Annotated in this window: 21 protein-coding genes and 1 tRNA gene; 11 read left to right on the forward strand and 11 right to left on the reverse strand. The window is 63.8% G+C overall.

The annotated features are described in order from the left end of the window. Nucleotides 1-18: 18 nt before the first annotated feature. The 3 genes from NKH78_RS17340 to NKH78_RS17350 form a co-directional block, all read right to left on the reverse strand. Nucleotides 19-1,887: an extracellular solute-binding protein gene (locus tag NKH78_RS17340; RefSeq protein WP_352740898.1), complete on the reverse strand. Its 1,869-nt coding sequence runs from the start codon at nucleotides 1,885-1,887 to the stop codon at nucleotides 19-21. Next, nucleotides 1,887-3,770: an extracellular solute-binding protein gene (locus NKH78_RS17345; protein WP_352740896.1), complete on the reverse strand. Its 1,884-nt coding sequence runs from the start codon at nucleotides 3,768-3,770 to the stop codon at nucleotides 1,887-1,889. The genes NKH78_RS17340 and NKH78_RS17345 overlap by 1 nt, the downstream gene beginning before the upstream one ends. 173 nt (nucleotides 3,771-3,943) lie before the next feature. Then, the gene (locus tag NKH78_RS17350) at nucleotides 3,944-4,588 is read right to left on the reverse strand and encodes a c-type cytochrome (RefSeq protein ID WP_352740894.1); all 645 of its coding nucleotides are present in this window, start codon (nucleotides 4,586-4,588) and stop codon (nucleotides 3,944-3,946) included. Nucleotides 4,589-4,779: 191 nt separating this feature from the next. Between NKH78_RS17350 and NKH78_RS17355 the strand changes: the two genes are divergently transcribed. Both NKH78_RS17355 and NKH78_RS17360 read left to right on the forward strand, forming a co-directional pair. Next, a complete protein-coding gene (locus NKH78_RS17355) occupies nucleotides 4,780-5,508 on the forward strand; it encodes a 3-deoxy-manno-octulosonate cytidylyltransferase (protein ID WP_352506112.1) in 729 nt (242 codons plus the stop codon). Between the two features lie 33 nt (nucleotides 5,509-5,541). Next, complete coding sequence (locus NKH78_RS17360) at nucleotides 5,542-6,405, forward strand: prephenate dehydratase (protein ID WP_254816209.1); 864 nt, start codon at nucleotides 5,542-5,544, stop codon at nucleotides 6,403-6,405. 7 nt (nucleotides 6,406-6,412) lie between these two features. Here the strand turns inward: NKH78_RS17360 and NKH78_RS17365 are convergent, their stop codons facing one another. Together NKH78_RS17365 and NKH78_RS17370 are read right to left on the reverse strand one after the other, a co-directional pair. Further along, nucleotides 6,413-6,769, reverse strand: a complete 357-nt coding sequence (locus tag NKH78_RS17365) for a hypothetical protein (RefSeq protein ID WP_352702377.1) — start codon at nucleotides 6,767-6,769, stop codon at nucleotides 6,413-6,415. A gap of 55 nt (nucleotides 6,770-6,824) precedes the next feature. After that, complete coding sequence (locus NKH78_RS17370) at nucleotides 6,825-7,769, reverse strand: methyltransferase domain-containing protein (protein WP_352740891.1); 945 nt, start codon at nucleotides 7,767-7,769, stop codon at nucleotides 6,825-6,827. A 109-nt stretch (nucleotides 7,770-7,878) separates the two neighbouring features. On the opposite strand from NKH78_RS17370, the gene NKH78_RS17375 reads away from it, so the two are divergent. Both NKH78_RS17375 and NKH78_RS17380 read left to right on the forward strand, forming a co-directional pair. Then, entirely contained in the window at nucleotides 7,879-8,889 is a 1,011-nt protein-coding gene (locus tag NKH78_RS17375) for a ligase-associated DNA damage response exonuclease (protein WP_352702546.1), read from the forward strand. Nucleotides 8,890-9,127: 238 nt separating this feature from the next. Beyond that, entirely contained in the window at nucleotides 9,128-10,729 is a 1,602-nt protein-coding gene (locus NKH78_RS17380) for a cisplatin damage response ATP-dependent DNA ligase (protein ID WP_352739409.1), read from the forward strand. Nucleotides 10,730-10,830: 101 nt separating this feature from the next. Here the strand turns inward: NKH78_RS17380 and NKH78_RS17385 are convergent, their stop codons facing one another. Further along, nucleotides 10,831-11,976 carry a hypothetical protein gene (locus NKH78_RS17385; RefSeq protein ID WP_352777904.1) on the reverse strand — a complete coding sequence of 382 codons (1,146 nt, stop codon included), beginning with the start codon at nucleotides 11,974-11,976 and terminating at the stop codon, nucleotides 10,831-10,833. Nucleotides 11,977-12,317: 341 nt separating this feature from the next. Here NKH78_RS17385 and NKH78_RS17390 point away from each other — a divergent pair. Beyond that, nucleotides 12,318-12,393: transfer RNA gene (locus tag NKH78_RS17390), tRNA-Thr, on the forward strand. A gap of 192 nt (nucleotides 12,394-12,585) precedes the next feature. On the opposite strand, the gene NKH78_RS17395 is transcribed toward NKH78_RS17390, so the two are convergent. From NKH78_RS17395 to NKH78_RS17415, 5 genes are all read right to left on the reverse strand, one after another. Next, nucleotides 12,586-14,175, reverse strand: a complete 1,590-nt coding sequence (locus NKH78_RS17395; protein WP_352739405.1) for an indolepyruvate oxidoreductase subunit beta family protein — start codon at nucleotides 14,173-14,175, stop codon at nucleotides 12,586-12,588. Next, nucleotides 14,168-16,321, reverse strand: a complete 2,154-nt coding sequence (locus NKH78_RS17400) for a thiamine pyrophosphate-dependent enzyme (protein WP_352739403.1) — start codon at nucleotides 16,319-16,321, stop codon at nucleotides 14,168-14,170. The genes NKH78_RS17395 and NKH78_RS17400 overlap by 8 nt, the downstream gene beginning before the upstream one ends. A 44-nt stretch (nucleotides 16,322-16,365) precedes the next feature. Continuing rightward, nucleotides 16,366-16,845 carry a MarR family winged helix-turn-helix transcriptional regulator gene (locus NKH78_RS17405; protein ID WP_352739401.1) on the reverse strand — a complete coding sequence of 160 codons (480 nt, stop codon included), beginning with the start codon at nucleotides 16,843-16,845 and terminating at the stop codon, nucleotides 16,366-16,368. After that, entirely contained in the window at nucleotides 16,845-18,416 is a 1,572-nt protein-coding gene (locus NKH78_RS17410) for a phytoene desaturase family protein (protein WP_352739399.1), read from the reverse strand. Before NKH78_RS17410 ends, NKH78_RS17405 begins: the two co-directional genes overlap by 1 nt. Nucleotides 18,417-18,725: 309 nt before the next feature. Beyond that, nucleotides 18,726-19,517, reverse strand: coding sequence for a cyclase family protein (locus NKH78_RS17415; protein ID WP_352506100.1), 792 nt, complete (start codon nucleotides 19,515-19,517; stop codon nucleotides 18,726-18,728). Nucleotides 19,518-19,634: 117 nt separating this feature from the next. Between NKH78_RS17415 and NKH78_RS17420 the strand changes: the two genes are divergently transcribed. The 6 genes from NKH78_RS17420 to NKH78_RS17445 all read left to right on the forward strand — a co-directional run bounded on the left by NKH78_RS17420 (nucleotide 19,635) and on the right by NKH78_RS17445 (nucleotide 26,466). Further along, nucleotides 19,635-21,209, forward strand: coding sequence for a phytoene desaturase family protein (locus tag NKH78_RS17420; RefSeq protein ID WP_352777905.1), 1,575 nt, complete (start codon nucleotides 19,635-19,637; stop codon nucleotides 21,207-21,209). A 107-nt stretch (nucleotides 21,210-21,316) separates the two neighbouring features. After that, nucleotides 21,317-22,843, forward strand: coding sequence for an ABC transporter substrate-binding protein (locus NKH78_RS17425; RefSeq protein ID WP_352476014.1), 1,527 nt, complete (start codon nucleotides 21,317-21,319; stop codon nucleotides 22,841-22,843). A gap of 64 nt (nucleotides 22,844-22,907) precedes the next feature. After that, the gene (locus NKH78_RS17430) at nucleotides 22,908-23,915 is read left to right on the forward strand and encodes an ABC transporter permease (protein ID WP_352506097.1); all 1,008 of its coding nucleotides are present in this window, start codon (nucleotides 22,908-22,910) and stop codon (nucleotides 23,913-23,915) included. Next, complete coding sequence (locus NKH78_RS17435; protein WP_352739395.1) at nucleotides 23,908-24,756, forward strand: ABC transporter permease; 849 nt, start codon at nucleotides 23,908-23,910, stop codon at nucleotides 24,754-24,756. The genes NKH78_RS17430 and NKH78_RS17435 overlap by 8 nt, the downstream gene beginning before the upstream one ends. After that, nucleotides 24,753-25,643 carry an ABC transporter ATP-binding protein gene (locus NKH78_RS17440; RefSeq protein WP_352739394.1) on the forward strand — a complete coding sequence of 297 codons (891 nt, stop codon included), beginning with the start codon at nucleotides 24,753-24,755 and terminating at the stop codon, nucleotides 25,641-25,643. Before NKH78_RS17435 ends, NKH78_RS17440 begins: the two co-directional genes overlap by 4 nt. Beyond that, entirely contained in the window at nucleotides 25,636-26,466 is an 831-nt protein-coding gene (locus NKH78_RS17445; protein WP_352476018.1) for an ATP-binding cassette domain-containing protein, read from the forward strand. The genes NKH78_RS17440 and NKH78_RS17445 overlap by 8 nt, the downstream gene beginning before the upstream one ends. The last annotated feature ends 64 nt before the right edge of the window (nucleotides 26,467-26,530 follow it).

Below are 26,530 nucleotides of genomic sequence, written 5' to 3' on the forward strand. Positions count from 1 at the left end.
CTCGCTTGTGCAAAAATCTCAGCCTTTGCCAATCTTTGCCGCCTTGTCTTTGTCGAACCACCACGACGTCTCGACCGGAAAGTCGTAATCCGGCTTTTGAGCGGGAAAGCCGAACATGTCCCAGAAGGCTGCTCGGTGATTCGCCAGATGATATGTTGGAATCCAGTCTAGCCGCGCGCGCAAGACCCGATCGAGCGCGTTGAGCGCGGTGACCAGTTCGATCCGGCTCTGCGCCTTGCCGGCTGCCTCGATCAGCGCGTCGATGGCTTTGCTTTCCGTACCCGGATAGTTGCGCATCCCCGGCGTTTTCGCCATTCGGGAAGCATAGAGAATCTCCAAACCGTCGGCGGTGGGCGTCGCTCCGATCGACCATGCGAGCATGTTGAAGTCGAAGTCAAAATTGCTCTGCCGCGCTTCAAATTGCGTCGAGTCGACCTGCCGGATCGAAGCGTCGATGCCGATCGCCTTCATATTCTCGGACCACGGCGCGAAAATACGAACGAGACCCTCGTCCTCGGCAAGCATTTCCACGCGCAGGCGCTCGCCTTTGTCGTTGACGACGAAATTGCCCGCTCGCTTCCAGCCGCCTTCGGCAAGCAGCCTCGAAGCCGCGCGCAGCATCTTACGGTCGTGCCCGGAGCCGTCGGAGACGGGTTGCATCACCGGTTCGCCGAAGGTCTCCGGCGGCAACTCGGCTCGAAACGGCTCCAGCAGGGCCAACTCCCTGGGTGAGGGCAGGCCCTTGGCCTTGTAATCCGATCGCTCGAAGTTCGATTGCGAACGCTCGTAGGAGTCGAAAAACAGAACCCGCCTGGTCCATTCGAAGTCGAAGCAATAGGCGATTGCCCGTCTCACGCGAATGTCGCGGAACTGCGGACGGCGCTGGTTCAGCGCGACAGCCTGCATGGATGGCGTTTTCTCGCCGGGAAATTCGCGTTTGACGACCCTGCCATCCTTCAGTGCTGGAAAGTCGTAGCCGGTCGCCCATACCCGCGAGGTGAACTCCTCGCGAAAATGCGTATCCCCTTTCTTGAATGCTTCAAAGGCTGCCTGGCGATCAAGGTAGAAATCGATACGGATGCGGTCGAAATTATAACTGCCGCGGTTCACGGCCAGATCGCGGCCCCAATAGTCGGCGACGCGTTCATATTCGACAGTCTGCCCGGCCACCACCCGTCCAACCCTGTATGGTCCGGAGCTGAGCGGTGGGGTCATCGTCGAGACGTCGAAATCATTGGCGGTGTAGAAAGCTTTCGACACGATCGGCATTACGGCGATGGCGAGGATATTCTGCGCGGACTGTTGGCCGTTGAAGGTGAGGTTGACTGTAAGCGGATCGATTGCGACCGCTTCCGTCATATGCCGCAGCGCTTGGGAAAGGTTCGGATGTCCCCGGTCTTTGTAGAGGTTCAAGGCGAAGGCAATGTCGTCGGCGGTCAGCGGCGACCCGTCATGGAAGCGCGCTTGTGGCCGCAGGCTGAAGCGGTAGCCATTGCGATCCTGCGACAAGGTAACGGATTCGGCAAGCAGGCCGTAGACCGCATCCGGTTCGTCGACTGCCCTTGCCATCAGCGAATCGAAGCAGAGCTCGGTGCGCGGCGGCGAATCCCCCTTCAACACCAGTGAGTTCAGCGTGTTGAAAGTCAGGAAACTCTGATTGAGGGTGGAGTTCGGCGGGGCGAAATTCATCCGGCCGCCCTTGGGAGCGTCCGGATTGACATAGTCGAAATGCGTGAAATCCGGAGGATATTTGAGATCGCCAAAAGCCGACAACCCGTGCAGTTTTACGCCGGTTGGAATGGCCGCGAAAGCCCGGCCGGGCAGCAGCGCTGCGGCCGCGGCGGCACCGCCCAGGGCGAGGAAGTCGCGACGGGGCAGCGCCGCCATCAATTGCCGCTCTTGTATTTGGCCGCCAGCGCCTTTTCCCTGGCCGGGTCGATCCACCAGGAATTCTGGTCGACGCCGCTATAGGCGGGCTGCTTTTCCGGCATACCGAACTTGTTCCAGTAGGCGAGCCAGACCACGGCGCGGTAATATTGCGGCACGACGTAGAAATTCCACAACAGCACCCGGTCGAGCGCATGGGTGGCGGCAACGAGATCGTCGCGGTCGGTGGCATAAATGATCCGGTCGACCAGCGCATCGACGACCGGATTCTTGATGCCGGCGTAATTGCGCGATCCCGGCGAATCGGCGGCCTTGGAGCTCCAGAAATCGCGCTGTTCATTGCCGGGAGAGTCCGACTGGCCGAGTATCGAGGTGACCACGTCAAAGTCGAAATGGGTGACGCGGTTGATATACTGGGTCTGGTCGATCAGGCGCAGCGTGGCGTCGACGCCGATTTTGCGCAGATTGGCGATATACGGGCTGGCGATGACCTGGTCGGTGTCGTTCCAGCCGAGGATCTCGAATTTGAACGGTTCGCCGGTCTTGGCGTTGACCATCTTGCCGCCCTTGATCACCCAGCCTGCCTTGGCGAACAGATCGACCGCGGCCTTCAGGTATTTGCGCTCCGCCTGCGGGGTGTCGTAGACCGGCAGCTTGAATTCCTGGGTGAAGACTTCGGGCGGCAGCTTGTCGCGGTACTGCTCCAGGATCTCCAGTTCCTTGCCCTGCGGCAGGCCGCTCGACGCCAGTTCCGTGCCCTGGAAATAGCTGCTGGTGCGGGTGTTGGAACCGAAGAACAGGGTCCGGTTCATTGTCTCGAAGTCGAACGGGTACATCAGCGCGGCGCGCACCAGGCGATCCTGAAACAGCGGGCGCCTGGTGTTGAGCATGAAGGCCTGCATCGGTTCGGGCGACGCGGTCTTGAATTCCTTCTTGATGACGTCACCGGCCTTGACTGCCGGGAAATTATAGGCCGTGTTCCAGCGCCTCGAACTGTTCTCCGGCTTGATGTCGTCCAAGCCGCCCTTGGTGAAGGCCTGCCAGGCGGCATTGTCGTCGAGAAAATAGCTGAAACGCTGCCTGTCGAAATTCTCGCGGCCAATTTTTACGGGCAGCTTGGCCGCCCAGTAATCGGGCACGCGCTGCCAGATGATTTCGGAGCCCGGCTTGAAGCTGGCGATCTTGTAGGCGGCCGATCCCAGCGGCGGCTCCTGCGTCGGTTTGGTGACGTCGCGCTTCTTGCCGCTGGCATCGGTGCCTTCCCACCAGTGCTTGGGCAGCACGACGAGATCGCCGATGATCTTCGGTAGCTCCCGGTTGCCCTTCTGGTTGAAATGGAACTCGACCTCGCGGTCGGAGATGGCGACGGCGTCGGTGACGTTCTCGAAATAGCGGCTGTACATCGGGCTGTTGGCCTTCAGTACCTGGAACGACCAGATCACGTCGTCCGTGGTGATCGGCTGGCCGTCATGCCATTTGGCCCGCGGGTCGAGCCGGTAGGTCGCCGAGGAATAGTCGGCCGGATATTTATAGGCGTCGGCGATCAGCGGATGGCTGGTGCTGCCCTCGTCGGTCGCCTGCTCCATCAGCGTGTCGTAGAGCAGGCCGCCGCCGAACTGTGCAAAGCCGGCGGCCGGCGAACCCTGCACGATGTAGGGATTGAAGCTGTCGAACGTGCCCAGCACAACCGAATTCAGCGTGCCGCCCTTCGGTGCATCCGGATTGACGTAATCGTAGTGCTGGAAATTGTCGCCATATTTGGATTCGCCGATCAGCGACGAGGTCGTGCGCCATTGGTCCGCGAAGGCCACCTGCAGGCCGCTGGCAAAAGCAGCCAGCATCAGCACTGATTTCAGAAGCGTCCGCGCTCGGCCAACCGTCATGCGTTCTCCTCTTCGCGATATAGCGCCGTCACCATAGCGTCTGGGCCCAATCTAGATCATTTGGCGGCGCTGAAAACCGCAACCGAGCGGCTTTGTCGTCGCATATGCATTTTCCCAAACGAAAAAGCCGGGCTGAACCCGGCTTTTTCAAGGATTATGTCATTACAGTTTTGTTATTTTGCGGGAGCGGCCGGAGCGGCGCCTTCTGCCGGCTTGGCAGGGGCTGCACCTTCGGCCGGCTTGGCGGGCGCGTTCTCGGCCGAGGCGCCGGGGGCCGGCAGTGGCTTCGGATTGTCCGACAGCGTGCGCAGATAGGCGATGACGTTGGCGCGGTCCTCATCCTTCGGCAGGCCGGCGAAGCCCATCGCCGTGCCCTTCACGAACTTCTTCGGCGAGGTGATGAAGTGGTTGAGATTGTCGTAGGTCCACTTCTCGCTGCCGCCCTTGGAGAACTCCTTCATGCCGGCCGAATAGGCAAAGCCCTCATGCTCGGCGACCGGACGGTCGATGATGTCCCACAGATCGGGGCCAACCTTGTTGGGGCCGCCTTTTTCGCCGGAGTGGCAGGCCTGGCATTTCTTGAAGATGGCGGCACCCGCTTCGGCGTTGGCGGTGGCCAGCAGCTCGGCGATCGGCTTGGCCTCCGCGGCTGGAGCGGCCGGGCCGCCTTCGGCGGGCTCGGTCGCCTCGATGGCGAAGCCGGGCTTTTCCGGCGTCGGCGAGGCAAACAGCGCGTCAGATACGATGCCAACGGAAAAGACGATGAACACCGTGCCGAGGAAACCGGCGAGCAGCTTGTTGACTTCGTTGGAATCCATACGCCCCAGGCTCCCTTTTCCGGCGGACCGATCCGTCCACTCCGTCCGTCGGTTCGTGAACCACCCTGCGAGGCGGTCAAATCGCGCGGAAACTAGGTCTTTTGCTCCGGCGTTGCAACACCTATAAGGGCGCTGCCAGTGAGACCTTTTGCCACTTTTGTCCCCCTCTTTTTCGAGCCCCTGCCCGCCTCATGTCCACGCTCATCCTGATCCCGGCCCGCATGGCCTCGACCCGCCTGCCGGGCAAGCCGCTGGCCGACATTGCCGGCACTCCGATGATCGTCCACGTCGCCCGCCGTGCTGCCGAGGCGGGGCTCGGCCGGGTGGTCGTCGCCACCGATACGCAAGGCGTTGCGGAGGCGGTGCGCGCGCATGGTTTCGAGGCGGTGATGACGCGGGCGGACCACGAAACCGGTTCCGACCGCATCTTCGAAGCCCTGACCATTCTCGACCCCGGCAAGACGGTCGAGACGATCGTCAATGTGCAGGGCGATCTGCCGTCCATCGACCCCCTTGTTATCGGTGCCGCGCTGAAGCCTTTCGAGAACGCGGCGGTGGATATCGCCACGCTCTGCGTCGAGATCGTCCGCGATGAGGAAAAGACCAATCCGAACGTCGTCAAGCTGGTCGGCTCGCCACTCTCGACGACGCGGCTCAGGGCGCTCTATTTCACCCGCGCCACCGCCCCTTGGGGCGAAGGCCCGCTCTACCATCATATCGGCCTCTATGCCTATCGCCGCGCCGCGCTCGAACGCTTCGTTGCGCTAAGGCCATCGCCGCTGGAGCGCCGCGAGCGGCTCGAGCAGTTGCGGGCTCTGGAGGCTGGCATGCGCATCGATGCGGAGATCGTGCAGTCGGTGCCGCTTGGCGTCGATACGCCGGACGATCTCGAACGCGCCAGGGCGCTCCTTTCCAACTAAGAAATTCTTCCCCCAATTCCCGAGACTCCGCGCATGCCTGAAAAGACCAACAAAATATCCTTCCAGGGCGAGCCGGGCGCCAATTCCGACACCGCCTGCCGCAACATGTTCCCGTCGATGGAGCCGTTGCCGTGCCCGACCTTCGAGGACGCCTTCAACGCCGTCGAGACCGGCAAGGCCGATCTGGCCATGATCCCGATCGAGAACACCATTGCCGGTCGCGTCGCCGACATCCATCACCTCTTGCCGGAATCGAAGCTGCACATCATCGGCGAATACTTTCTGCCGATCCACTTCCAGCTGATGGTGCTGCCCGGCGTCAGGCGCGACGAGATCAGGACCGTGCACAGCCACATCCACGCGCTCGGCCAATGCCGCAAATACATCCGCAAGAACGGCTGGAAGGCGGCGGTTGCCGGCGATACCGCGGGCGCCGCCAAGATGGTCGCCGCGATGAAGGACCGCACCATGGCCGCGCTGGCGCCGGCGCTGGCCTCGACCCTCTACGGACTCGACATCATCGAGGAGAATGTCGAGGACACCGACAGCAACGTCACCCGCTTCGTGGTGCTGACCAAGAACAAGCAATGGGCCGAACGTCCCTCGGCCGACGCCAAGATGATGACGACCTTCATCTTCCGCGTCCGAAACGTGCCGGCGGCGCTCTACAAGGCGATGGGCGGGTTTGCCACCAACGGCATCAACATGACCAAGCTGGAAAGCTACCAGCTCGGCGCGTTTACAGCGACGCTGTTCTACGCCGACATAGAGGGCCATCCCGACGATCCGCTGGTGAAGCTGGCACTCGACGAGTTGCGCTTTTTCTCGCGCGAAATGCGCATTCTCGGCGTCTATCCCGCCAGCGCCTCGCGCGAGCAGTGGAAGGTGGCGGATTAGGATCCGGTCAGGTCAGGCCGAGCTTGTTCCTTTTGGCCGGCTTGCCGCATTCGCGGCGGGCAATCGACCGGTTCATGGCGTCGATCTTGCCGCTTGCCTGGTCGGCGTCGCGCTTGGCTTTTGAGCGAATATCCGGCGTGAACGGGCCAAAGCCCGTCGCCGGGTTGGAGAAGGACGGCTTGGCGTCCACCGGCAGATGATATTGCTGCGCCAGGCCGTTTCGTTGCGCCAGCAATTGATCGCAAGGCACCTTGTCATACAGCAGCGAGGACTGGACGTTTTCGTCCTGCCGTTCGGACATCGAATTGCCGACGCAGCCGGCCATCGCCAGGCAAGATGCCAAGACCGTCATGTTCCAGCGCATGAACGTGCTCCTTGTCTTTCGCCGCTGCGGCTTCTCATGCGCAGCGGCAGAAGTCTTAGCCAGATTTTACGCTGCCGGAAAGCAAGCTTGCCACTACGGCCAGCCCTTCGACCGGTTCGCGGCGATCCTGCCGGATGATCGTTGCCTGCAGCGACAGGACCGAAAAGCCGTCGGCATCCAGAACCCGCTCTATATAGCCTCGCGAATGCGCGTAGCGGCGCGACGGCTGCAGGGCGAAGCCGGCACTGTCAGACGATTCTCCGCCCGGGAGCGTCTCGACGGAGAACGCAAACAGACCGCCGCCGGCAAGCATTCCGGCAATCTTGTTCACCACCCTGTCGAGTGCGCCGACATAGATAAACACATCGGCCGCCGTCACCAGATCGGCTTTCGGGCCAGAATAGCAAAAATCCTGCAGGTCCGTCTTGACGAGCAGATCGTAGAGGCCTTTGGCGCGCGCCTGCCTCAGCATGCCGGCCGAGATGTCGTAACCCTCCAGCCGATCGGCGATTGGCCGCAGCTTCTGGCCCATGAGGCCGGTGCCGCAGCCGAGATCGAGCGCCAGCGAAAACCGGCCCGGCCGTGCTGCCCGGATGGCGCGGTCGAGGCATTCGGGCAGACGGTAGCCGAGCCTGTCGACCAGCTCACCCTCGAAGCTTTCGGCATAGTGGTCGTAAAGCGTCTCGACAAAGGCGCTGGGCGGCGCCTGGGCAGCCGCTGCCCTGCCGATCAATTGCAGCTTGAGCACCGCGCCGAGCCTGTCCGCCGGGTCGAGCCGCAGTGTCGTCGTCCAGGCCTGCGCGGCACGATCGGGCGCGCCCGCCGCTTCCTGCATCTCGCCGAGGCGGAACCAGCCGGCTGGCCATTGCGGCGCCAGTTCGAGCGCGCCGAGCAGCAATTCCGCGGCTGCCGCATGATCGCCGGATGCATAGAGCATTTCGGCATAGTCGGCGCGGCGGTCGGCGGTCAAATCGCCGGACGAGGTCTGGAGCGGTTTCATCGTGATCGAGTTCCGCCGGGTGTTTGCAGCCCGGCTTGCGCTCTATGCTGGAGTCAGCAGTGACTTACAACAGGCTTCCCGCGCCGGAATTAGCGCCTATCTTGGGGCCATGCGCGCCAGCGACCTGCTTCATCCCCGGCCGGAAGGGTTGTATTGCCCGCCCGGCGATTTCTTCATCGACCCGGTGCGGCCGGTCAACCGGGCGCTGATCACGCATGGCCATTCCGACCATGCCCGCTCCGGCCACCGCTCGGTAATGGCGACGCAGCAGACGCTCGATATTATGGGTCTGCGTTACGGCGAAGGTTTTGCCGGAACGACGCAAGCCGCCGTGCTCGGCGAGACGATTGCGCTTGGCGGTGTGGCCGTCAGCTTTCACCCGGCCGGCCATGTGCTGGGCTCGGCGCAGATCAAGGTCGCGCATCAGGGCACATGCATCGTCGCGTCCGGCGACTATAAACGCCAGAACGACGCGACCTGCGAGCCGTTCGAGCCGCTCCAGTGCGACGTCTTCATCACCGAGGCGACGTTCGGCCTGCCGGTGTTTCACCATCCACCCGATTCCGAAGAGATCGCCCGGCTGCTGAAATCGACCGAACAGTTTCCCGAGCGCACGCATCTGGTCGGCGCTTATGCGCTGGGCAAGGCGCAGCGTGTCATGCGGCTGCTGCGCCATGCCGGCTACGAAAAGCCGATCTACATCCATGGTGCGCTGGCCAAGCTCAGCGAATATTACCAGAGCCAGGACATAGATCTCGGCACATTGGAACCGGCGACCGTCGAGACCGGCCAAAAAAGCGACTTTGCCGGCGCCATCGTCATCGGCCCGCCATCCGCCTTCGCCGATCGCTGGGCGCGGCGCTTTCCCGATCCGATGTCGTGCTTCGCCTCAGGCTGGATGCGCATCCGCCAGCGCGCCAAGCAGGGCGGCGTCGAGCTGCCGCTGATTATCTCCGATCACTCCGACTGGGACGAGCTGACAGCAACGATCAAGGAGACCGGCGCGGAAGAAATCTGGGTGACGCATGGCCGCGAGGAGGCGCTGGTGCGCTGGTGCGAACTCGAAGGCATCGCCGCCAGGCCGCTGCATCTCGTCGGCTATGAGGACGAGGGCGATTGATGGCAATTGTTGAACCACCAATCGCGGGCGCCGCGATCCTTCACACCCCCCTCTGGCCTGCCGGCCATCTCCCCCGCAAGGGGGGAGATTGGCTTCTTCGCCGCCGCGCTCATTCCAGCGACGTTCGAGATTGGCGAAACCAGTCGCGACATCCGATCTCCCCCCTCGTGGGGGAGATGTCCGGCAGGACAGAGGGGGGCGCGAAGGATCGCAAACTTCCCCCCTTGGCGCTCCGCTCATGAACCGCTTCGCCGAGCTTCTCGACCGGCTGGTGCTGACGCCGTCGCGCAACGGCAAGCTGACGCTTTTGACCGACTATTTCCGCAGCGTCGAGGATCCGGATCGCGGGCTGGCGCTGGCGGCCATTACCGGCGATCTTTCCATCGCCGCGGTCAAGCCGGCAATGCTGCGCACGCTGGTGATCGAGCGCATGGATCCCGTGCTGTTCGGCTATTCCTACGACTATGTCGGCGACCTGGCCGAGACCGTGTCGCTGGTCTGGCCGCAATCGCCTCTCGATATTGCGAACCACGCGCCGACGCTGGCCGAGGTGGTGGCCAAGCTGCAGGCGGCAAGCCGTTCCGACGGGCCGCAGGTGCTGGCCCGGCTGCTCGACAGCGCCAGCACGTCCGCGCGCTTTGCCATCATAAAGCTGGTCACCGGCGGCCTGCGCATCGGTGTCTCGGCGCGGCTCGCCAAGCAGGCGCTGGCCGATTTCGGCAAGGTCGATATCGCCGAGATCGAGGAACTCTGGCACGGGCTGACGCCGCCTTATGCGGCTCTGTTCGCCTGGCTGGAGGGCAAGGCGGAAAAACCCAGGAAGACGGCGCTGGCGCTGTTCAGGCCAGTGATGCTGTCGAACGCCGTCGGCGACGGCGACCTCGAAAAGCTCGACCCGGCCGACTACGCGGCCGAATGGAAATGGGACGGCATCCGCGTCCAGGCGGTTTGCGAAGGCGGCATTCGCCGGCTCTATTCGCGCACCGGTGACGATGTCTCCGGCGCTTTTCCGGATCTTGCCGAGGCGATGGATTTTTCAGGCTCCCTCGACGGCGAGCTTCTGGTCGGTGACCCCAGGCAGGCGACGGGCACGTTCTCGGACCTGCAGCAGCGGCTGAACCGCAAGAGCGTGTCACCCAAGATCCAGCAGCAATACCCCGCCTTCATGCGCTGCTACGATGCGCTGCAGATTGGTGACGAGGATGTGCGGGGATTGCCCTTCCGCGAACGACGCGGCCGGCTCGAGGCCTTCGTCAGGACACTCGATCCGAGTCGCTTCGATCTGTCGCCGCTGGTCGCATTCACCACCTGGCAGGCGCTGGAGGAATTGCGCCGCAAGCCGCTGCATCCGGTCATCGAAGGCGTCATGCTGAAGCGCTGGGATTCGCCCTATGTGGCCGGGCGGCCGAAGGGGCCGTGGTTCAAATGGAAGCGCGATCCGCACACGGTCGACGCCGTGCTGATGTACGCCCAGCGCGGCCACGGCAAACGCTCGAGCTTCTATTCCGACTACACATTCGGCGTCTGGTCCGGGCCGGAAGGATCGGAGGAGCTGGTGCCGGTGGGAAAAGCCTATTTCGGCTTCACCGACGAGGAACTGAGGCAAATCGACAAATATGTCCGCGACAATACGATTGAGCGCTTTGGCCCGGTGCGCTCGGTACGGGCCGATCGCAGACAGGGCCTGGTGCTGGAGGTGGCGTTCGAAGGGCTCAACCGTTCGACGCGGCACAAATCCGGCGTCGCCATGCGCTTTCCGCGCATTTCGCGGCTGCGCTGGGACAAGCCGGCGGCGGAAGCCGACCGCATCGAGACGCTGCAGGCGCTGCTCGATAGTTAATGCATGTCGCGCAAAAGCGTGCAGCGGTTTTGCGGTAACGACATGCATCAAAACAAGAACCTAAACTGCGTCGCATGAGGCCCGTCCGAACGCGACGTGCTTTACGGAACGACCGAGACGCGAATCTCGTAGATGTCGACCGACTTGCCCTGCTTGTCGAAGTCGGAATTGATGGCGATGGTGCCGGCAGCACCCGGATGCTTGTCGGGAAAGCGCACGTCGAACAGATATTCATTGCGCTCGCGACCGACGGCATAGCGCTTGCGGCCGCAGTCGCCGAGTTCGCCGAAATTGCAATCGACGGAAATCTGCGTCTCCTGGCCCTCCTCGGAGCGCGCGATGATGTCGAATGTGGCATGCTTGCCGGCGAGTTTTTCCAGCGCGCCTTGCCCGACGTCGAAGCTGATGGCCGAACCGGATGCACCCGAGCGGATGCGCAGGAAGGAACCGCTTTCGTCCTGGATAACGTCGGCCTTGGCGTCCGACGGTGCATTGACCTGCGTCGGGTCACCCGGCGAAAACACGTTGATCCAGTCGCGCGCCTGGTCCGCCTCGCCCTGCTTTGGCGGCGAAGCGGTGTTGTCCGGCGTGAAATCATCGCCGTCGACCGTTGGCGGCGCTTCCGGCGGCGCCGTGTCGAGTTCGGTCGCCGATTTGAAGACGCCGGTCTGGTTGGCGAAATAAAGGCCGATGCCGGCGGCTGCGAGCAGCGTCACGCCGAAGAAGATCGCGGTCAAAGGCAGGCGCCGCCGCCTCGCCCGCCGGTCGTCGCGGTCGGGCGTCACTTCCGCGTCGTCGGTTTCGGCTTCGGTCGGAGCCGAGGCCCCCATGTCGATCACCGGCGCCTCGGGAACAGGCGCATCGGGCATTATGTCCGGGACGACCGGCAGGACGCGCGACCGGGGCGCATCGGATTCGGGCGGCTGCGGCGGACCGTCAACGACGACATCGGGCGACGGCGCGGGCTCGGCTTCGGCCGGAGGCTCCACCTCCGGTGCTGCCTCCAAACTGTCGGTCGGCGCGGCGACGTCGGTAACCGCCGGCAGGAATTCCGATTCGATTTCGGTGATCTTCGCCTGGACCGCCTTGCGGCGCTTGATGGCGACTTCCACGGTGACGTTTGGATTGGCCTGCAGGGCACGGTCGAGTGCCGCGAAAGCCGATCGGTAGACCCGCTCGCGAAACGCCCGGTCGTCGGCATTGCCTTTCTCAAAGGCGTTGCGGATCGCTTTTTCGATCGCGTCCAAACGAATTCCCTCTGCAATTCCACTCACATTGTCATGATCGTTAGCCGCAGGCGACCAATCAATCAACAAGCGAGCGGCTGCATTCTGCCTTGCCGAGGGATACAAAGCTCATTTCGGCGGTTTTCGGTAAAGAAATCAACCTTTTTCGCTGATTTTTCCGTCACGGCCCCGACGTGACGGACGGGGCGGCCTGCCGATACGGCATCGCATCGGCGCGGCGGCTGCCCTTGCGCCCGGCCTGGGACGGAGACGAATTGCTCGTCCTGAATTCGCGCAGCCATCTTGAATTCGCGGCCGGTTGCGTCTATCACCCAGCCCATCTTGGAAGCACGGCTTCCCGGGCCGCTTTAGCTCAGTTGGTAGAGCACATCATTCGTAATGATGGGGTCGCGTGTTCGAGTCACGCAAGCGGCACCAGTTATCCTTGGAATTGCCGGCAAATTTAGCCTGTCTGTTAGAAAGTTATTTGGACGCAAGCCCAAATAAGCGAAATCCATGTCCGTAACCGACACGTCGGGCAGTCCGGATTTCCAGGGTGCCCTTCGTAGACTGCCGCGTCGAAGGCGACATGGACGACAGACTGAGTTGCAGCCGGGTCGAAGGAGCGCCTCACCTCACCGGATTGTCGCCCAGCGACGCCACGGTCTTCAGCGCGCCGTCGAGCATGTCGCCCTTCTCGTCCTTCAGCGCCGCTTCGCGCAGGCGCCGGATCCAGTCGGCGGCGTCCGGGCGGCCCTTGACCAGGTCGAGCGCCGACAGCACCCGGTCGAATTTCGACTGCGCGCGGGCGTGGGTGTCGCTGTAACCCTTGATCAGCCGGCGGCAGTTGAGGATCTCCGTACCAAGCGCGTAGTCTTGGCCGACTTGGCCCAGCGCCAGCGCATACCAGCGATCGAGATGCGCGGTCTCGACCTTGTGACGCAGCAGGCGGCGGCGCCAGCGGCGCAAGCCGCCGATGAACCACAAAGCGGCAAAGCCGGCGAAACTGTCGGTGCGGATGTGGCGGCCGCGATTGATGCGGCGGTCGAGAAAGGCGGCGAGCTTCGGCCGGTCCTCGATGTAGCTGCCGAGCCCGGCCGGCAGCGTGCCGCAGAATTCCTCGATGCGCGGATGGAAATATTCGGTCACCTGCAGGACTGAGCCTTGCTTGACACCGACTTCGCGGCGTACGCGCTGGTCGCGCGTCGAGCGTGTCTTCAGATCGGCGACGCGGATCATGTCGTCGTAGCACATGGCGTTGGCCAGATGCTTGGCCGCGGCGATCGACAGCACGTAGTCATGTTCGGCATTGTCCAGGACGACCGCCCGGTCGAGCCGGTCGAGATACTCGCCGCCATAGGCGACGTCCTGGTAGTCGACGACTTTTTTCAGGCCGCGAAGCGCCATGTCGTGCACGGGTAAAGGCAAAGCAGCGACGCGCGCCGCCAGTTGTTGCCAGCCCTTCAACAGGCTTTCCGGCCCGCTGACATTTGTCGCCGCGGCCGAGCGGGTTTCAGCGGCCGCCGGCTGTGCAGTCTTGTCGCCCGAAGGCGCACTCGCGATGGCGCGCGCCCGATCGTAGGCGGCGGCGAAGGCGGCGAGGCTTGCCTTGACGCCGCGGCCGCCGGCGCCGATGGCCTGCTCATAGCTCTCGCGTGTGAACGGCAAGGCATCGGACCCGGCCAGCGCGCCGAGCAGGCTGGCCGAGATCATCGAGCCGTTATCGACGGCGATCTTCTCCATGTCGAAGGCGATGAAGCGCTTGGCCGCGGCTTCAGCCGTGGCGTGCACCTTCGAGGACGATGCGCGGCCGTCGCCGGGTTCGATCTTCTCGGAGACCGCTGCGATGCGGTGCGACGAGGCGATCAGCGTGGTGCGCTCCGGCGTGACGAACCCGCGGATGATGGCGCGGCCGGCTTCCATCAGTTCGGCGGCGATCAATATATCGACGTCGCCCTGCGACGGCGACAGCGCGAAGACCGGCAGCCGGCCGGTGTCGCGGCACATTTCGACATAGTAGATGGTGGCGCCGGTGCGCTGGGCGACGCCGGCAACCGAGGTCGATTGGGCGACGTAGCCGTTGCGCTCGGCGACGTCGGTGATCCAGTCGGCCAAAACGCCGCCGCCCTGGCCGCCAACCGCCAGCACGGCAAGCTTTATGATGCGCCCGTCGTCCAGCGCGCCGGCCTTGGAACGGGTTGATGGGACAGCGTCAAGCATCGGCGAATATCAGCCGCCGGCTTTCGCGGCGGCGCTGCAAGAGGCGGATCGTGGCGCGCCGCGCGGCTTCAAGCAAACGGTCCCAGCGGCTTGGATTATGCACCACGTCGGCGCGGTAGAAGGATGGGCACAGCACCGCCGCATCGGCAACCTCGCCGCAATTGCCGCAGCCGACGCAGCTCTGGTCGATATGCGCCACCGGATCGTCGCGCAGCGGGTCATCGAGCGACTTCACCGACAGCGACGGACAGCCGGAGAGCCGCATGCAGGCATGGTCGCCGGTGCAGATGTCCTCGTCGACGCCGAATTTCGGCTTGACGACCCGCTCACCGCCCTTGATCGCCTTGTCGACCAAAGGCTTCTCGCGACGCTGGCGGTTGAGCATGCATTCGGACGAGGCGACGATGACTTTCGGGCCCTTCTCGTCCGTCGTCAGCGCCTCGCGCAGCGTGTCCTGCATCCTGGTCACATCATAGGTGCGGTCGATGTGGCGCAGCCATTTGACGCCCATGCCTTTCACCGCCTCGGTGATCGGATGCTTGGTCGACTTCGTCTTGTTGCCGGCGCGGGAGGAAAGGATATCCTGCCCTCCCGTCGCCGCCGAATAGAAATTATCGACGATGACGATGACGCCATCGTTCTTGTTGAACACGGCATTGCCGATCGAGGACGTCAGGCCGTTGTGCCAGAAGCCGCCGTCGCCGACGAAGGAGATCGAGCGGCGCTTGGCATCGGGCGAGTTGAACGCCGAGGCCGAGGCCGGCCCCAGCCCGTAGCCCATGGTGGTGGCACCGAGCTCGAAAGGCGGCATGATCGAGAACAAATGACAGCCGATGTCGGAGGCGATGTGGTGCTTGCCCAGCTCCTGCTCGACCAGCTTGGTGGCGGCGAAGATCGGCCGCTCCGGGCAGCCGACGCAGAAGCCGGGCGGCCGGCCCGGGACGACGTTGATCAGGTCGGCGGTGTCGAGCCCGTCGCCGATCTTGTTGGGCGCGCGGACCTCGCTTGGCAGCAGATGCGGGATGGTGGCACGCAGGAACGATCCGATGCCGTCGAGCATCACCTGGCCGGTATATTCGCCGGCCATAGGCAGATGTTCCTTGCCAACGAGCTTGGTGCCGCGGCCGGCCTTGTGCAGCATCGCGGCAAAGGCCTGTTCGATGTAGTTGGGCTGGCCTTCCTCGACGACGAGCACGGCGTCCTTGCCTTCGCAGAAGGACAGGAATTCGTCATCGACCAGCGGGTAGACGGCGTTCAGCACATAGAGCGGCACGTCGGTGTCGCCATAGGTGTCGGCGAGGCCGAGCCGCTGCAGCGCCCGGATGACCGAATTGTACATGCCGCCCTGCATGACGATGCCGACCGAGCCGTGCTCCGGGCCGAAAAACTCGTTGATCTTATTGGTACGGATGAAATCGACCGCCGCCGGCCAGCGTTTCTGCACCTTTTCTTTCTCGTGCAGGAAGGACGCGGGCGGCAGCACGATGCGGCCGGTGTCGCGGCGCGGCGCCTCGAGCGCATCGGCCACCGTCATCGCCGGGCGCTTGTTGTCCTTGGCGATGAAATGGCCGTGGACATGGCAGCAGCGAATGCGGACCTGCAGCATGACCGGCGTGTTGGAAACCTCGGACAGCTCGAAGCCGTCCTCCACCGTCTTGACGATCGACGGCAGGTTCGGGCGCGGGTCGAGCAGCCAGACCTGACTCTTCATGGCGAAGGCGTGGCTGCGCTCCTGCATGATCGAGGAGCCTTCGCCGTAATCCTCGCCGACGATGATCAATGCACCGCCGGTGACGCCGCCGGAAGCGAGATTGGCGAGCGCGTCGGAGGCGACATTGGTGCCGACCGTAGACTTGAAGGTGGCCGCGCCACGGATCGGATAGTGCACCGATGCCGCCAGCATGGCGGTGGCGGTGGCTTCCGAGGCGCTCGCCTCGAAATGCACGCCGAGCTCGCCCAGAATATCCTGCGCGTCGGCCAGCACGTCCATCAAATGGCTGATCGGTGCACCCTGATAGCCGCCGACATAGCCGACGCCGCATTGCAGCAGCGCCTTGGTGATGGCGAGAATGCCTTCGCCGGAAAACTCCTCGCCGGCGCCGAGCCTGAGCTTTTCGACTTCCTTGGCAAAAGACCGTTCGGCCATTTTGGACTCCTTCCGTTGCCGCCGGGATCCGGCGGCGCGTAAGCTTAGATGTCGTGCTTGTGAATGTTCTTCAGCATCTTCTGCAATGTCGCGATCAGCGCCGCGTATTCGGCATCGTCGACATCGTCGAACATTGCCTCGAAAGCATCGTGCATGGCCGGCCAGGCGCGCGCGAACTCGGCGCGGCCATCGTCGGTCAGGAACACATGGCGGATACGGCTGTCGGTGACCCCCTGCTCGCGCCGAACAAACCCTTGCCCCTCCAGCGTGTCGAGCGTGCGGCTCAAGGTCGACTGCTCGATGACGGTATAGACCGAGAGATCGTTGACGGTGACGCCATCGGTGACCGACAACACGGCGAGCGTGCGCACCTGCGGAATGGTCAGGCCTTGCTTGCGGAAATTGTCGCGCAGCGTGGCGTTGTAGCGGCCCATGATGCGGTTCATCAGATAGGGCGCGAACTGCTGCAGGCCGATCTGGCCCAAAGTCGAGATGCGCTGGCGTTTTTCAACCTTCTGTTCCATCACAGCCTCCCCGCCAGGAGAAAGCCGGAGCCGCCGCCCAAGCCCGCACCCGGATGGGTCGAGGCGCCGATGTGGTAGAGACCCCTGACCCCGGTTTCGTGATTGCGGCTCGTCTTGAGCGGCCGCCACAGAAACGACTGGTCGATGGTCGAGGAACCGCCATAGGGGTCGCCGCCGACCAGATTGATGTTCATCGCTTCCAGGTCAGCCGGCGAACAGGCGCGGCGCGCGATGACGCTGTTCTTGAACCCATCGATATGGCTGGCGAGGATCGCTTCGGCACGGTCGGCGTAGGCTTCGCGCAGCGCCTCGGTCCAGCGACCGTCTGCCGGTGTTTGCAGTTTGCCGGCGGCATCGCCCTTGATATGGCGTGGCGCCTCGGGCAGTTGCAGCCACAGGATCGCCTTGCCGTCCGGGCAGCGCGACGGGTCGAGCGCGTGCGGCTGGCCGACGCAGATGGTCGGCACCTCCGGCAGCAGGCCGCGCACGGCCTCGTTGCAGGCCTTCGACACGCCGTCGAGCCCCGGTGTCAGATGCAGCAGCGCGACCTTGTCCAGGCCCTCGCTGCGCCATGCCGGCGGCTTGTCCAAGGCATAGTGGATCTGGAAATTGCCCTTGCCGTAGCGGTATTTTTGCGCTGCCTCGACGTCGGCTTTTGAAACCGCGCCGCCGAGCAGCCGCCCGTAAAGCTGGGTCGGCGTGACCGAGCAGATGACGCTCTGGTTCACGCTGATCGTTTCGCCCGAAGCCAGCCGCACGCCGGCGGCGCGGCCTCCGCCTTGGACAATAGCCGCCACGTCGGCGCCGGTGCGGATTTCGCCGCCACGTTCCCTGATCAGGGCTTCGAAGGCAGACAGCAGATTCCTGGCGCCGCCCTTGACAATCGGCGCGCCGGCCGCCTCAAGCGCGAAGGCGATGACCTTGGCGATCTGGCCGGAGAACGCGTCCTCAGGCCCAAGGCCGGCATGCAGCACCCAGGGCGCCCACAGCGCGCGCATGGTTTCCGACTGGTAGGTGCTTTCCAACCAACCGCGCGCTGGCACCAGCGCGCTGCCGAGAAAGGCGGCAAGGCCACGCGGGCCGCGCCGCCAGGCTTCGCCCGCGAGCAGCTTTGCCGTCGGGTAAGACCACAGGCTGCCGCCGAGCAGACCGAACAGCAGGCCAGCATTGCGTTCGATCTCGCCGACATCGTTTGCGTGCCGGTCGCCGTCGCCCGCGGCAAGCGCATTGATCGCCGCTACATTGGCGATACGATCGGTGCGCAGGACGGCATGGCTGCCGTCCGGGCGCAGCACACCGGTCGGCGTGGAGGTGTTGCAAAACTCCAGGCCGTGCCGCGCCAGATCCTTGCCCAGCGCCGCATAGGCCGGCGAGGTGATGAACAGGACAAAGGTCGTCGCCATCACGTCGTGGATGAAGCCGGGCGCGGTGATTTCTTCGGTGCGCATGCAGCCGCCGATGCGGTCGTTGCGCTCGAGCACCAGCACCTTCGCCCCCTTGCCGCCAAGCATCGCCGCGCAAACCAACGCGTTGATGCCGCTACCGACGATGATGTGATCGATATCGCTCATCGAGGGTTGCTCCGGGTGAGCGGAAGGTGGAATTCATTTGTGTGGATTGGCGTTTCTTCGCGCCCCCCTCTGTCCTGCCGGACATCTCCCGCACTTGGCGGGAGATCGGCTGTCACCGCGGCCTTCGCCACTCTCCAACGTCGCAGGAATGAGCGGGGCACCGAAACTGCCAATCTCCCCCTAAGTGGGGGAGATGTCCGGCAGGACAGGGGAGGGCGCCGTAGAGCAGCCTTGCAAGACTGCCGCTCCCAACTCGTCACCACAGCATTGCCTGCAAGCATGATCTTCTCCCGAAGACCGCCAGTTGCCCTATTGTCTCGGCACAAGCGCCAGTGCGCGGATCGGGCTGCCGGTGCCGTGCTCGATTTTGAGCGGTGCGGCGATCAGGATCGCGCCCTTCGGCGGCAGCCGGTCGAGATTGCACAGGCTGGCGAGCCCATAGCGGTTGGCCTTGTGCATCAGGCTGTGCGCCGGGAATGGCGGCTCCATTCCCCCTGCTTTGCCAGCATCCGTGCCGATCGTCTCGCTGCCCCAGCCCTTGATGTCCTTGCTGATCAGATACTGGATGGCCTCGGCCGTCGGTCCGGGCGTGTGCGGTCCGGTCTCATTGGCGTTGAGGAACTCGGCTTCCGAGCCGTTGCGCTTGTACCAGTCGGTGCGCATCACCACCCATTCGCCCGCGTTGATAGCGCCATGTTTGGCTTCCCAGGCCTTGATGTGGTCGACGGTGAGCAGGAAGTCGTGATCGGCGGCGGCTTGCTTCGAGCAGTCGATGACATTGACCGGGCCGACGAAATTCTGAACCGGAATGGTGTCGGTGGCACCGTCCGGATAATCCTTGCCGGTGATCCAGTGCTGCGGCGCGTCGAAATGCGTGCCCGAGTGTTCGCCGAGCTTCAGCCAGTTCCAGGCCCACCACGGACCGTTCTTGTCATAGTGGGAGATGGCGTGGATCTCGACCTTCGGCGTGTCCACCGCCAGCTCCGGCGGCAGCTTAATCAGCGGCGTGTTGGGCCCGAGCGGCGCCGTCAGGTCGACCACCTGGATGGCGCCTGAAAGAAGCTGGCCGGCGACGTCGCCGAGGAGTTGTTGTGTGTCCATGGTCTCTGTTCCCTCTTTCTCGATGGTTCTGAAGGCTCTCGCGGCCCTTAATATCCTACTAGACGAAAACATATGCATCTGCAATTATCTTTAAGCATAAAGGAAATGGGACGGGGCGTGAGCGAGTTCGACGCCATATTTGTCGGGGCAGGCCACAACAGTCTGGCATGCGCCGCGCATCTGGCGCTCAAAGGCTGGAAAACAGCGGTTTTCGAACGCAATCCAATGATCGGCGGCGCCATCCAGACGCGCGAATTCACGCTTCCAGGCTTCCGGCACGATTTCGGCGCAATGAATCTGGGCCTGTTCGCCGGCTCGGCCTTTCACAAGAAATATGCAAATGAATTGAAAACCTACGGGCTGGAATTCGTGCCGGTGGCCGACTGTTTTGCCAGCGCCTTCCCCGACGGTCGCTGGTTCGGCGTCAGCAGCGACCTGGAGAAGACCACTGGACGGATGGCCGCCTTCTCCGCGACCGACGCAGCCACATGGCGCCGTCTGGTTGCGGCATTCCCGGCGGAGGCCGAGCATCTGTTCCGGCTGCTGGGCTCGCCGATGAGTGGGCGTGCGCTCGCCGGCACGGCCTGGAAGCTCTGGCGCAAGAAGGGTATTGGCGGCGCGCTCGATACCGGCCGATTACTGCTTTCCTCACCCCGCGCGTGGCTCGAGCAGACTTTCGAGTCACCGCATGTCAGGGCGACGCTGGCCACCTGGGGCATGCATCTCGATTTCGCGCCTGACATCGCTGGCGGCGCGGTATTTCCTTACCTCGAATCCATGGCCAACCAGTGCTTCGGCATGCTGCTCGGCAGAGGCGGCGCCGACACGATCATCCGCGCTTTGTCGGGCATGCTCACGGCCGCCGGCGGCAAGATCGTCACTGGGGCTGATGTTGCCGAGATCACGGTTTCGGCCGGCAAGGCGACCGGCGTGCGGCTCGCTTCCGGCGAGACTCACACCGCCACCAGGGCCGTCATCGCCGGTGTCGCACCCAAGGCGCTGACCGGGAAACTGTTGCCCAATGGATCGGGCGACGCCGGCTTCGACACGGCCATGAAAAAATTCCGCCACGCGCCGGGCACGATGATGATCCATCTGGCACTCGACGATTTGCCGGACTGGCGCGCCGGCGCCGAGCTTCGGCAGTTCGCCTATGTGCATCTCTCGCCTTCGCTCGACGCCATGTCGCGAACCTATCAGCAGGCGATGGCAGGCATGCTGCCGGACGAGCCGGTGCTGGTCGTCGGCCAGCCGACGGCGGTCGATCCGTCGCGCGCGCCGGACGGCAAGCATGTGCTCTGGGTTCAGGTGCGCATGCTGCCGGCCGAGATTGTGGGCGATGCGGCGGGCATGATCGCGCCGGCCCACTGGGACGAGGCTAGGGAGCACTACGCCGAGCGCGTCCTCGACATTATCGAGCGCTATGCGCCCGGCCTTCGCCGGAAGATCCTCGGCCGCGCCGTGTTCTCGCCCATCGACCTCGAACGCGAGAATCCCAACCTGGTCGGCGGCGACCAGGTCTGCGGCAGCCATCATCTGGCGCAGAATTTCCTGTTCCGGCCGGCGCGCGGTTACGCCGGCTGGAACACGCCGATCGGCAATCTGCACCTGACCGGGGCGGCAACATGGCCGGGCGCCGGCACCGGGGCGGCGTCGGGCTTCATGCTCGCACAACAACTTGGCGGGAGGTAGGCTCCATTTTTCATCCAGGGTGAAGGAGGACAAGGCGCGGTTGCCCAAGGAGCCTGAACCCACCGATTGACAACGACACCGCGCATAAAAGCAACAGGGGAACGACCATGACAATCAACAGACGAGAATTGCTCGGATACGGCGCGGCCGCACTTGGCGCCACGGCGCTCGGCCTGCCGCAAATCGCCAAGGCTGCCGGCGAACTGACTATCGCCTACAACGTCAACCTACCGTCCTGGGACCCGACCACCGGGCCTTCGGCGGTCAACCCGACCATCCAGGGTCTCTACCAATCGGTGTTCGACCAGTTCATCCCGCAGAAGCCGGATCTTTCTTTCGCGCCCGGCCTGCTCACCGAATGGGGCTGGAACGAGGATCGCAGCAAGATCATGATGACGGTGCGCGAGGGCGTCACCTGGCATGACGGTTCGCCATTCACGGCCGAAGACGTGGTCTGGTCGCTGCAGCGGGCGGGCGATGAAAAGACCGGCAACCCGATCCAATTCGTCTGGAAGAACGTCAACAACTTCAAGATCGACGGCAACAAGATCACCGGCGACGTCGTGCAATTCGACCCGGTGTATTTCAAATGGATGTCGTTCCTCACCGGCTACATCATGCCGAAGGCCTATTACGAAAAGGTCGGCGCCGAGGGTTTTGAGAAAGCCCCGATCGGCACCGGGCCCTATATGGTCGACAAATTCGAGCGCAACGCCTTCCTGCGGCTCAAGGCCAACCCGAACTACTGGGGCGGCAAGCCGGCCTTCGAAAACGTAACCATCAAGTTCGTCACCGATGCGGCGAGCCGCGTCGCCGAGATCGAGTCCGGCTCCTCGCAGGTGACTCTCGAAATCCCCTATGAGGAATATGACCGCCTGATCGCCAAGGACGGACTTACCGGCTCATGCAAGAATGTTTCCGACATCGGCATGATCTTCTTCAACGACATCGACGTGATGCTGGACAAGAACGTGCGCCAGGCAGCGGTGATGGCGGTCGATAAAAAGCTTTTGGTCGACCGGCTGCTGCGCGGTTACGGCCAGCCCATCGATACGCTGGAGACGCCGGAATACGCCGCCTACGATGCGTCGATCAAAGCCGAGCATAACCCGGAAAAGGCCAAGGAATTGCTGGCCGCCTCCGGCTATTCGCCGGAAAAGCCGGTCAAGTTCACGATACAGACGACCAAGGGCTTCAAGCCCAAGGACTACGAGATGATCCAGGCGATCGTAGGCATGTGGCGCAAGGTCGGCATCGAGGCGACGATCGAGGTCTACGAGATCGCCAAGCACTATGAGTTGCGCGCCGCCGACAAGCTGGCGCCGGCCGCCTTCTACAATTGGGGCAACGCCATCGGCGACCCGACCACCTCGACCGGCTTTGCCATGTATGGCCCGAGCCCGCATTCGGTGTGGGACAGTCAGGATCTGATCGACATGATCAACCCGCTGTGGGGCGAGAAGGACGAGGCCAAGCGCATTGCCGGCTGGAAGGCCGTCGACAAGTACATTGCCGAGCAGGCCTATGTCCTGCCGCTGATCCAGTATGCGCAGCCGATCGTGCATGCCAAGGGCGTCAATGTCGTGCAGCATGTGTCGGGCGCGCTGTTGCCGGCGCTGATGAGCCCGGCCTGAGACAGTCTTCGGCTTGCCGCGCGCCGTCCGGAATGACGGCGCGCATTTTCTGTCACGGGCGACCATGCTGCTGCAAAGATTCCTGATCCGTCTTCTGACGATGGCGATCACGCTGTTCGGCGTGGCCGTCGTCGTCTTCGTCGTCATCCGTGTCGCGCCAGGCGATCCGATCGCGATGATGCTGCCGCCCGGTGCAACCGATGCCGACATCGCGCGTCTGCGCGCGCTTTACGGGCTGGACAAGACCATCGTCCAGCAATTTTTCATCTGGCTGGCAGGTGTCGTCAGGGGCGATTTCGGCACCTCGATTTCGCTCCGGCAGGATGTTCTGGGCCTGGTCCTCAACCGCCTGCCGGCGACGCTGGAACTCGCGATCGTCGCGCTCTTGATGGCGCTGGCAATCGGCGGCACGACGGCGATCCTCGGCGCGCGCGAACGCGGCACCGCAGTCGAGGCTGGCATCGACATCGCCAGCGGTGCGGCGCTCTCGATTCCCGATTTCCTGTGGGGTTTGGTGCTGATCCTTCTGTTCGGCGTGCTGGTGCCGGTTTTCGACATTTCCGGCCGGGTGTCGCCGCAGCTCGATCTGCCCTTCGTCACGCAGTTCTATTTGTTCGAGAGCATCGTGCGGCTGCGCTTCGACCTGACCAAGGACCTGCTGGCGCATATGCTGATGCCGGCCGTGGCTTTGGCGCTGCCACTCGCCGCAATCATCTCGCAGCTGCTGAAACAGTCGTTGAAGGAAGTGCTCGACCTCGACTATGTCGTGTTGGCGCGGGTAAAGGGCTTTTCGGAAACGCAGGTCATCCTGCGCGAGGCGTTGAAGAACGCCGCCCTGCCGACGCTCACTCTGGTCGGCGTGCAGTTCACCTTCCTGATCGGCGGCACGGTCATCGTCGAGCGGCTATTTTCCTATGAGGGTCTCGGCAACATGGCGATCGATGCCGTCATCAACCGCGACCTGCCGCTGATCCAGGGCATCGTGCTGGTGTTCGCGCTGTTGTTCGTGCTGATCAACCTCAGCGTGGACATGATATATGCGCTGCTTAATCCGAGGCTGCGCCGTGGATGAGGCCCGCATTTCAAGACATGGCTCGCGGGCACGCCTGTGGCTGGCCGGCGGTTGGCTGCTGATTGCGCTGCTGGCCGCGATTTTTGCGCCGTTGGTCGCGCCGCAGGACCCACTGGCGCAGGATTTGATGCTGGAGCGGCTGCCGCCGTTCTGGCTGAGCGATGCTGAGCCCGGCTACTGGCTCGGCACCGACAGCCTCGGCCGCGATCTTCTGTCACGGCTGATCTTCGGTGCCCGCATCGCCTTCATCGTCGCCTTCGCGGCAGCCCTTGCCGCCTGCCTGGTCGGCTCGACGCTGGGGCTGATCGCCGGCTATTTCGGCGGCTGGGCCGACCGCATCATCTCGCGTATCGTCGATGTCTGGATGGCGTTTCCCCCGGTGCTGTTTGCCATCCTTCTGGTCGCAGTGCTCGGCACCGGCTTGAGCTCGGTTATCATTGCCATTGCCGTCATCGACTGGACGCGCTTCTGCCGGGTGATCCGCGCCGAGACGATGGGCCAGTCGCGCATGGACTATGTCGAGAACGCCCGCATCGCCGGTTACGGCCGCATCGGCATCATGCTGCGCGAAGTGCTGCCCAATGTGGTGCCGTCGATCGTGGCGCTGCTGTCGCTGGAGATGGGCATTGCCGTCATCGTTGAGGCGATCCTGTCCTTCGTCAATCTGTCGATCTCGACCGACGACCCGACCTGGGGCGGCATCATCGCAGAGGGTCGCTTGTCGGTCCATCAGGCCTGGTGGGTGCTGGTGTTCCCGCTGGTCACCCTGATCCTTACGGTGCTGTCGTTCGGCCAGTTCGGCGAAGGTCTCAGGGCACGTTTCGATCCGGTGCTGCGATGAACGCGCTGGCGAAATCCTGCCTCGACATACGCGACCTTAGCGCGGTGCTGCCTAATGGCTTGCGCGTGTTGCGCTCGGTATCGCTTTCCGTTCAACCCGGCGAGGTCCGCGCGCTGGTCGGCGAGAGCGGCGCCGGCAAGACGATGATCGGCAAGGCGGTGCTCGGCGTGCTGCCACCCAGCGTGCGCATTGTCGAAGGCGACATGCTGCTCGAGGGCGAGGACCTCGGCAAGCTTCAGCCGAAGGCAAGGCGCACGCTGATCGGCGCGCGCACCGCGCTGATCCCGCAGGACCCGCTGACCGCGCTCAATCCGTCACGGCGAATCGGCCCACAGATGACCGACCGGCTGGTGCGCATCCTCGCCTGGAGCGGTGAGAAGGCCGATACACGCATCCGCCAATTGCTGGACGAGGTGCAGATCCGCGACCCCGAGCGTGTCCTCAAATGCTATCCGCACGAGCTGTCCGGCGGCATGCGCCAGCGCGTGCTGATCGCCGCCGCCTTCGCCGCCGAGCCAAGGCTGATCGTCGCCGACGAGCCGACGACGGCGCTCGACGTCACCGTACAGAAACAGATCCTGCGCTTGATCGCTGCGTTGCAGCGCGAGCATGGCACGGCGATCCTGTTCGTTACCCACGATCTCGGCGTCGTCGCCAAGATCAGCCAGAAAGTTTCAGTGCTCTACGCCGGCAAGGTGGTGGAGGAGGCCGAGACGGCTGCTCTCTTCGCTGCCCCGCAGCACCCCTATACGCGGGCGCTGATGGCCGCGACGCCGCGCTACACCGATCCCCTCGCTTCGCTGAAACCCGTGGACGAGGCGGTACTGGCCGGGCTAGCCGCGGAGATCGCCGCCGCCGACCAGGCCTGGAGGCACCCGCATGGCTGAGCCGCTGTTTTCCGTGCGCGGGCTGAAGGTTGCCTTACCCGACATGACGCGCAAGCCGTTGTTTGGCCGCGCTCCGTTGGCCGAGATCCTGAAAGGCCTGGACTTCGATCTGCCCAGGGGATCGGTGACCGGCATCGTCGGCGAATCCGGGTCGGGGAAATCGACGCTCGGCCGCGCGCTGGTGCGTCTGCTGGAGCCCAGCGCCGGCAGCGTCAGCTTCGACGGCCGCGACATCACGCATCTGCCAGAGGCGGAGCTGCGGCCCGTACGCCGCAATCTGCAGATGATCTTCCAGGACCCGATGTCGTCGCTTAACCCACGCCGCACCATCGCCAGCATCATCGCCGCACCACTCAAACAGAATGGCCTCGGCGACAATCTGAAAGCCCGAGTTGCTGAAGCGCTTCAGCGCGTCGGCCTGCCGCAAGGCTTCGCCAGCCGCTATCGTCATGAATTGTCGGGCGGCCAGCGCCAGCGCGTCGGCATTGCCCGCGCGCTGGCGCTGTCGCCGAAATTCGTGCTAGCCGACGAAATCGTCTCAGGCCTCGACGTGTCGACCCAGGCACAGATCCTGACGCTGTTGGAAAAACTCGCCGCCGAGATGGGCCTGACCGTTGCCTTCATCAGCCATGACCTGTCGGTGATCCGGCGGCTCTGCCGGCAAGTGATCGTCATGCGCGAAGGCGCGATCGTCGAAGCCAGTGCGACGGATACTTTGTTCGAGAAGCCGCAGCAGGCTTACACGCGCGACCTCCTCGCCGCCATTCCGCTGCCCGAGATCGATGACGCCTGGCTGCTTCCCGCCGCAAAGGCGCCGGCATGAACACATTCCTACTCGCACACCGAAGAGCGGGCCTCGGACGTGCGCCGACAAGTCAGCTCGCGAA

It is taken from the genome of Mesorhizobium sp. M0910 (assembly GCF_040319465.1).
Lineage (GTDB): Bacteria > Pseudomonadota > Alphaproteobacteria > Rhizobiales > Rhizobiaceae > Mesorhizobium.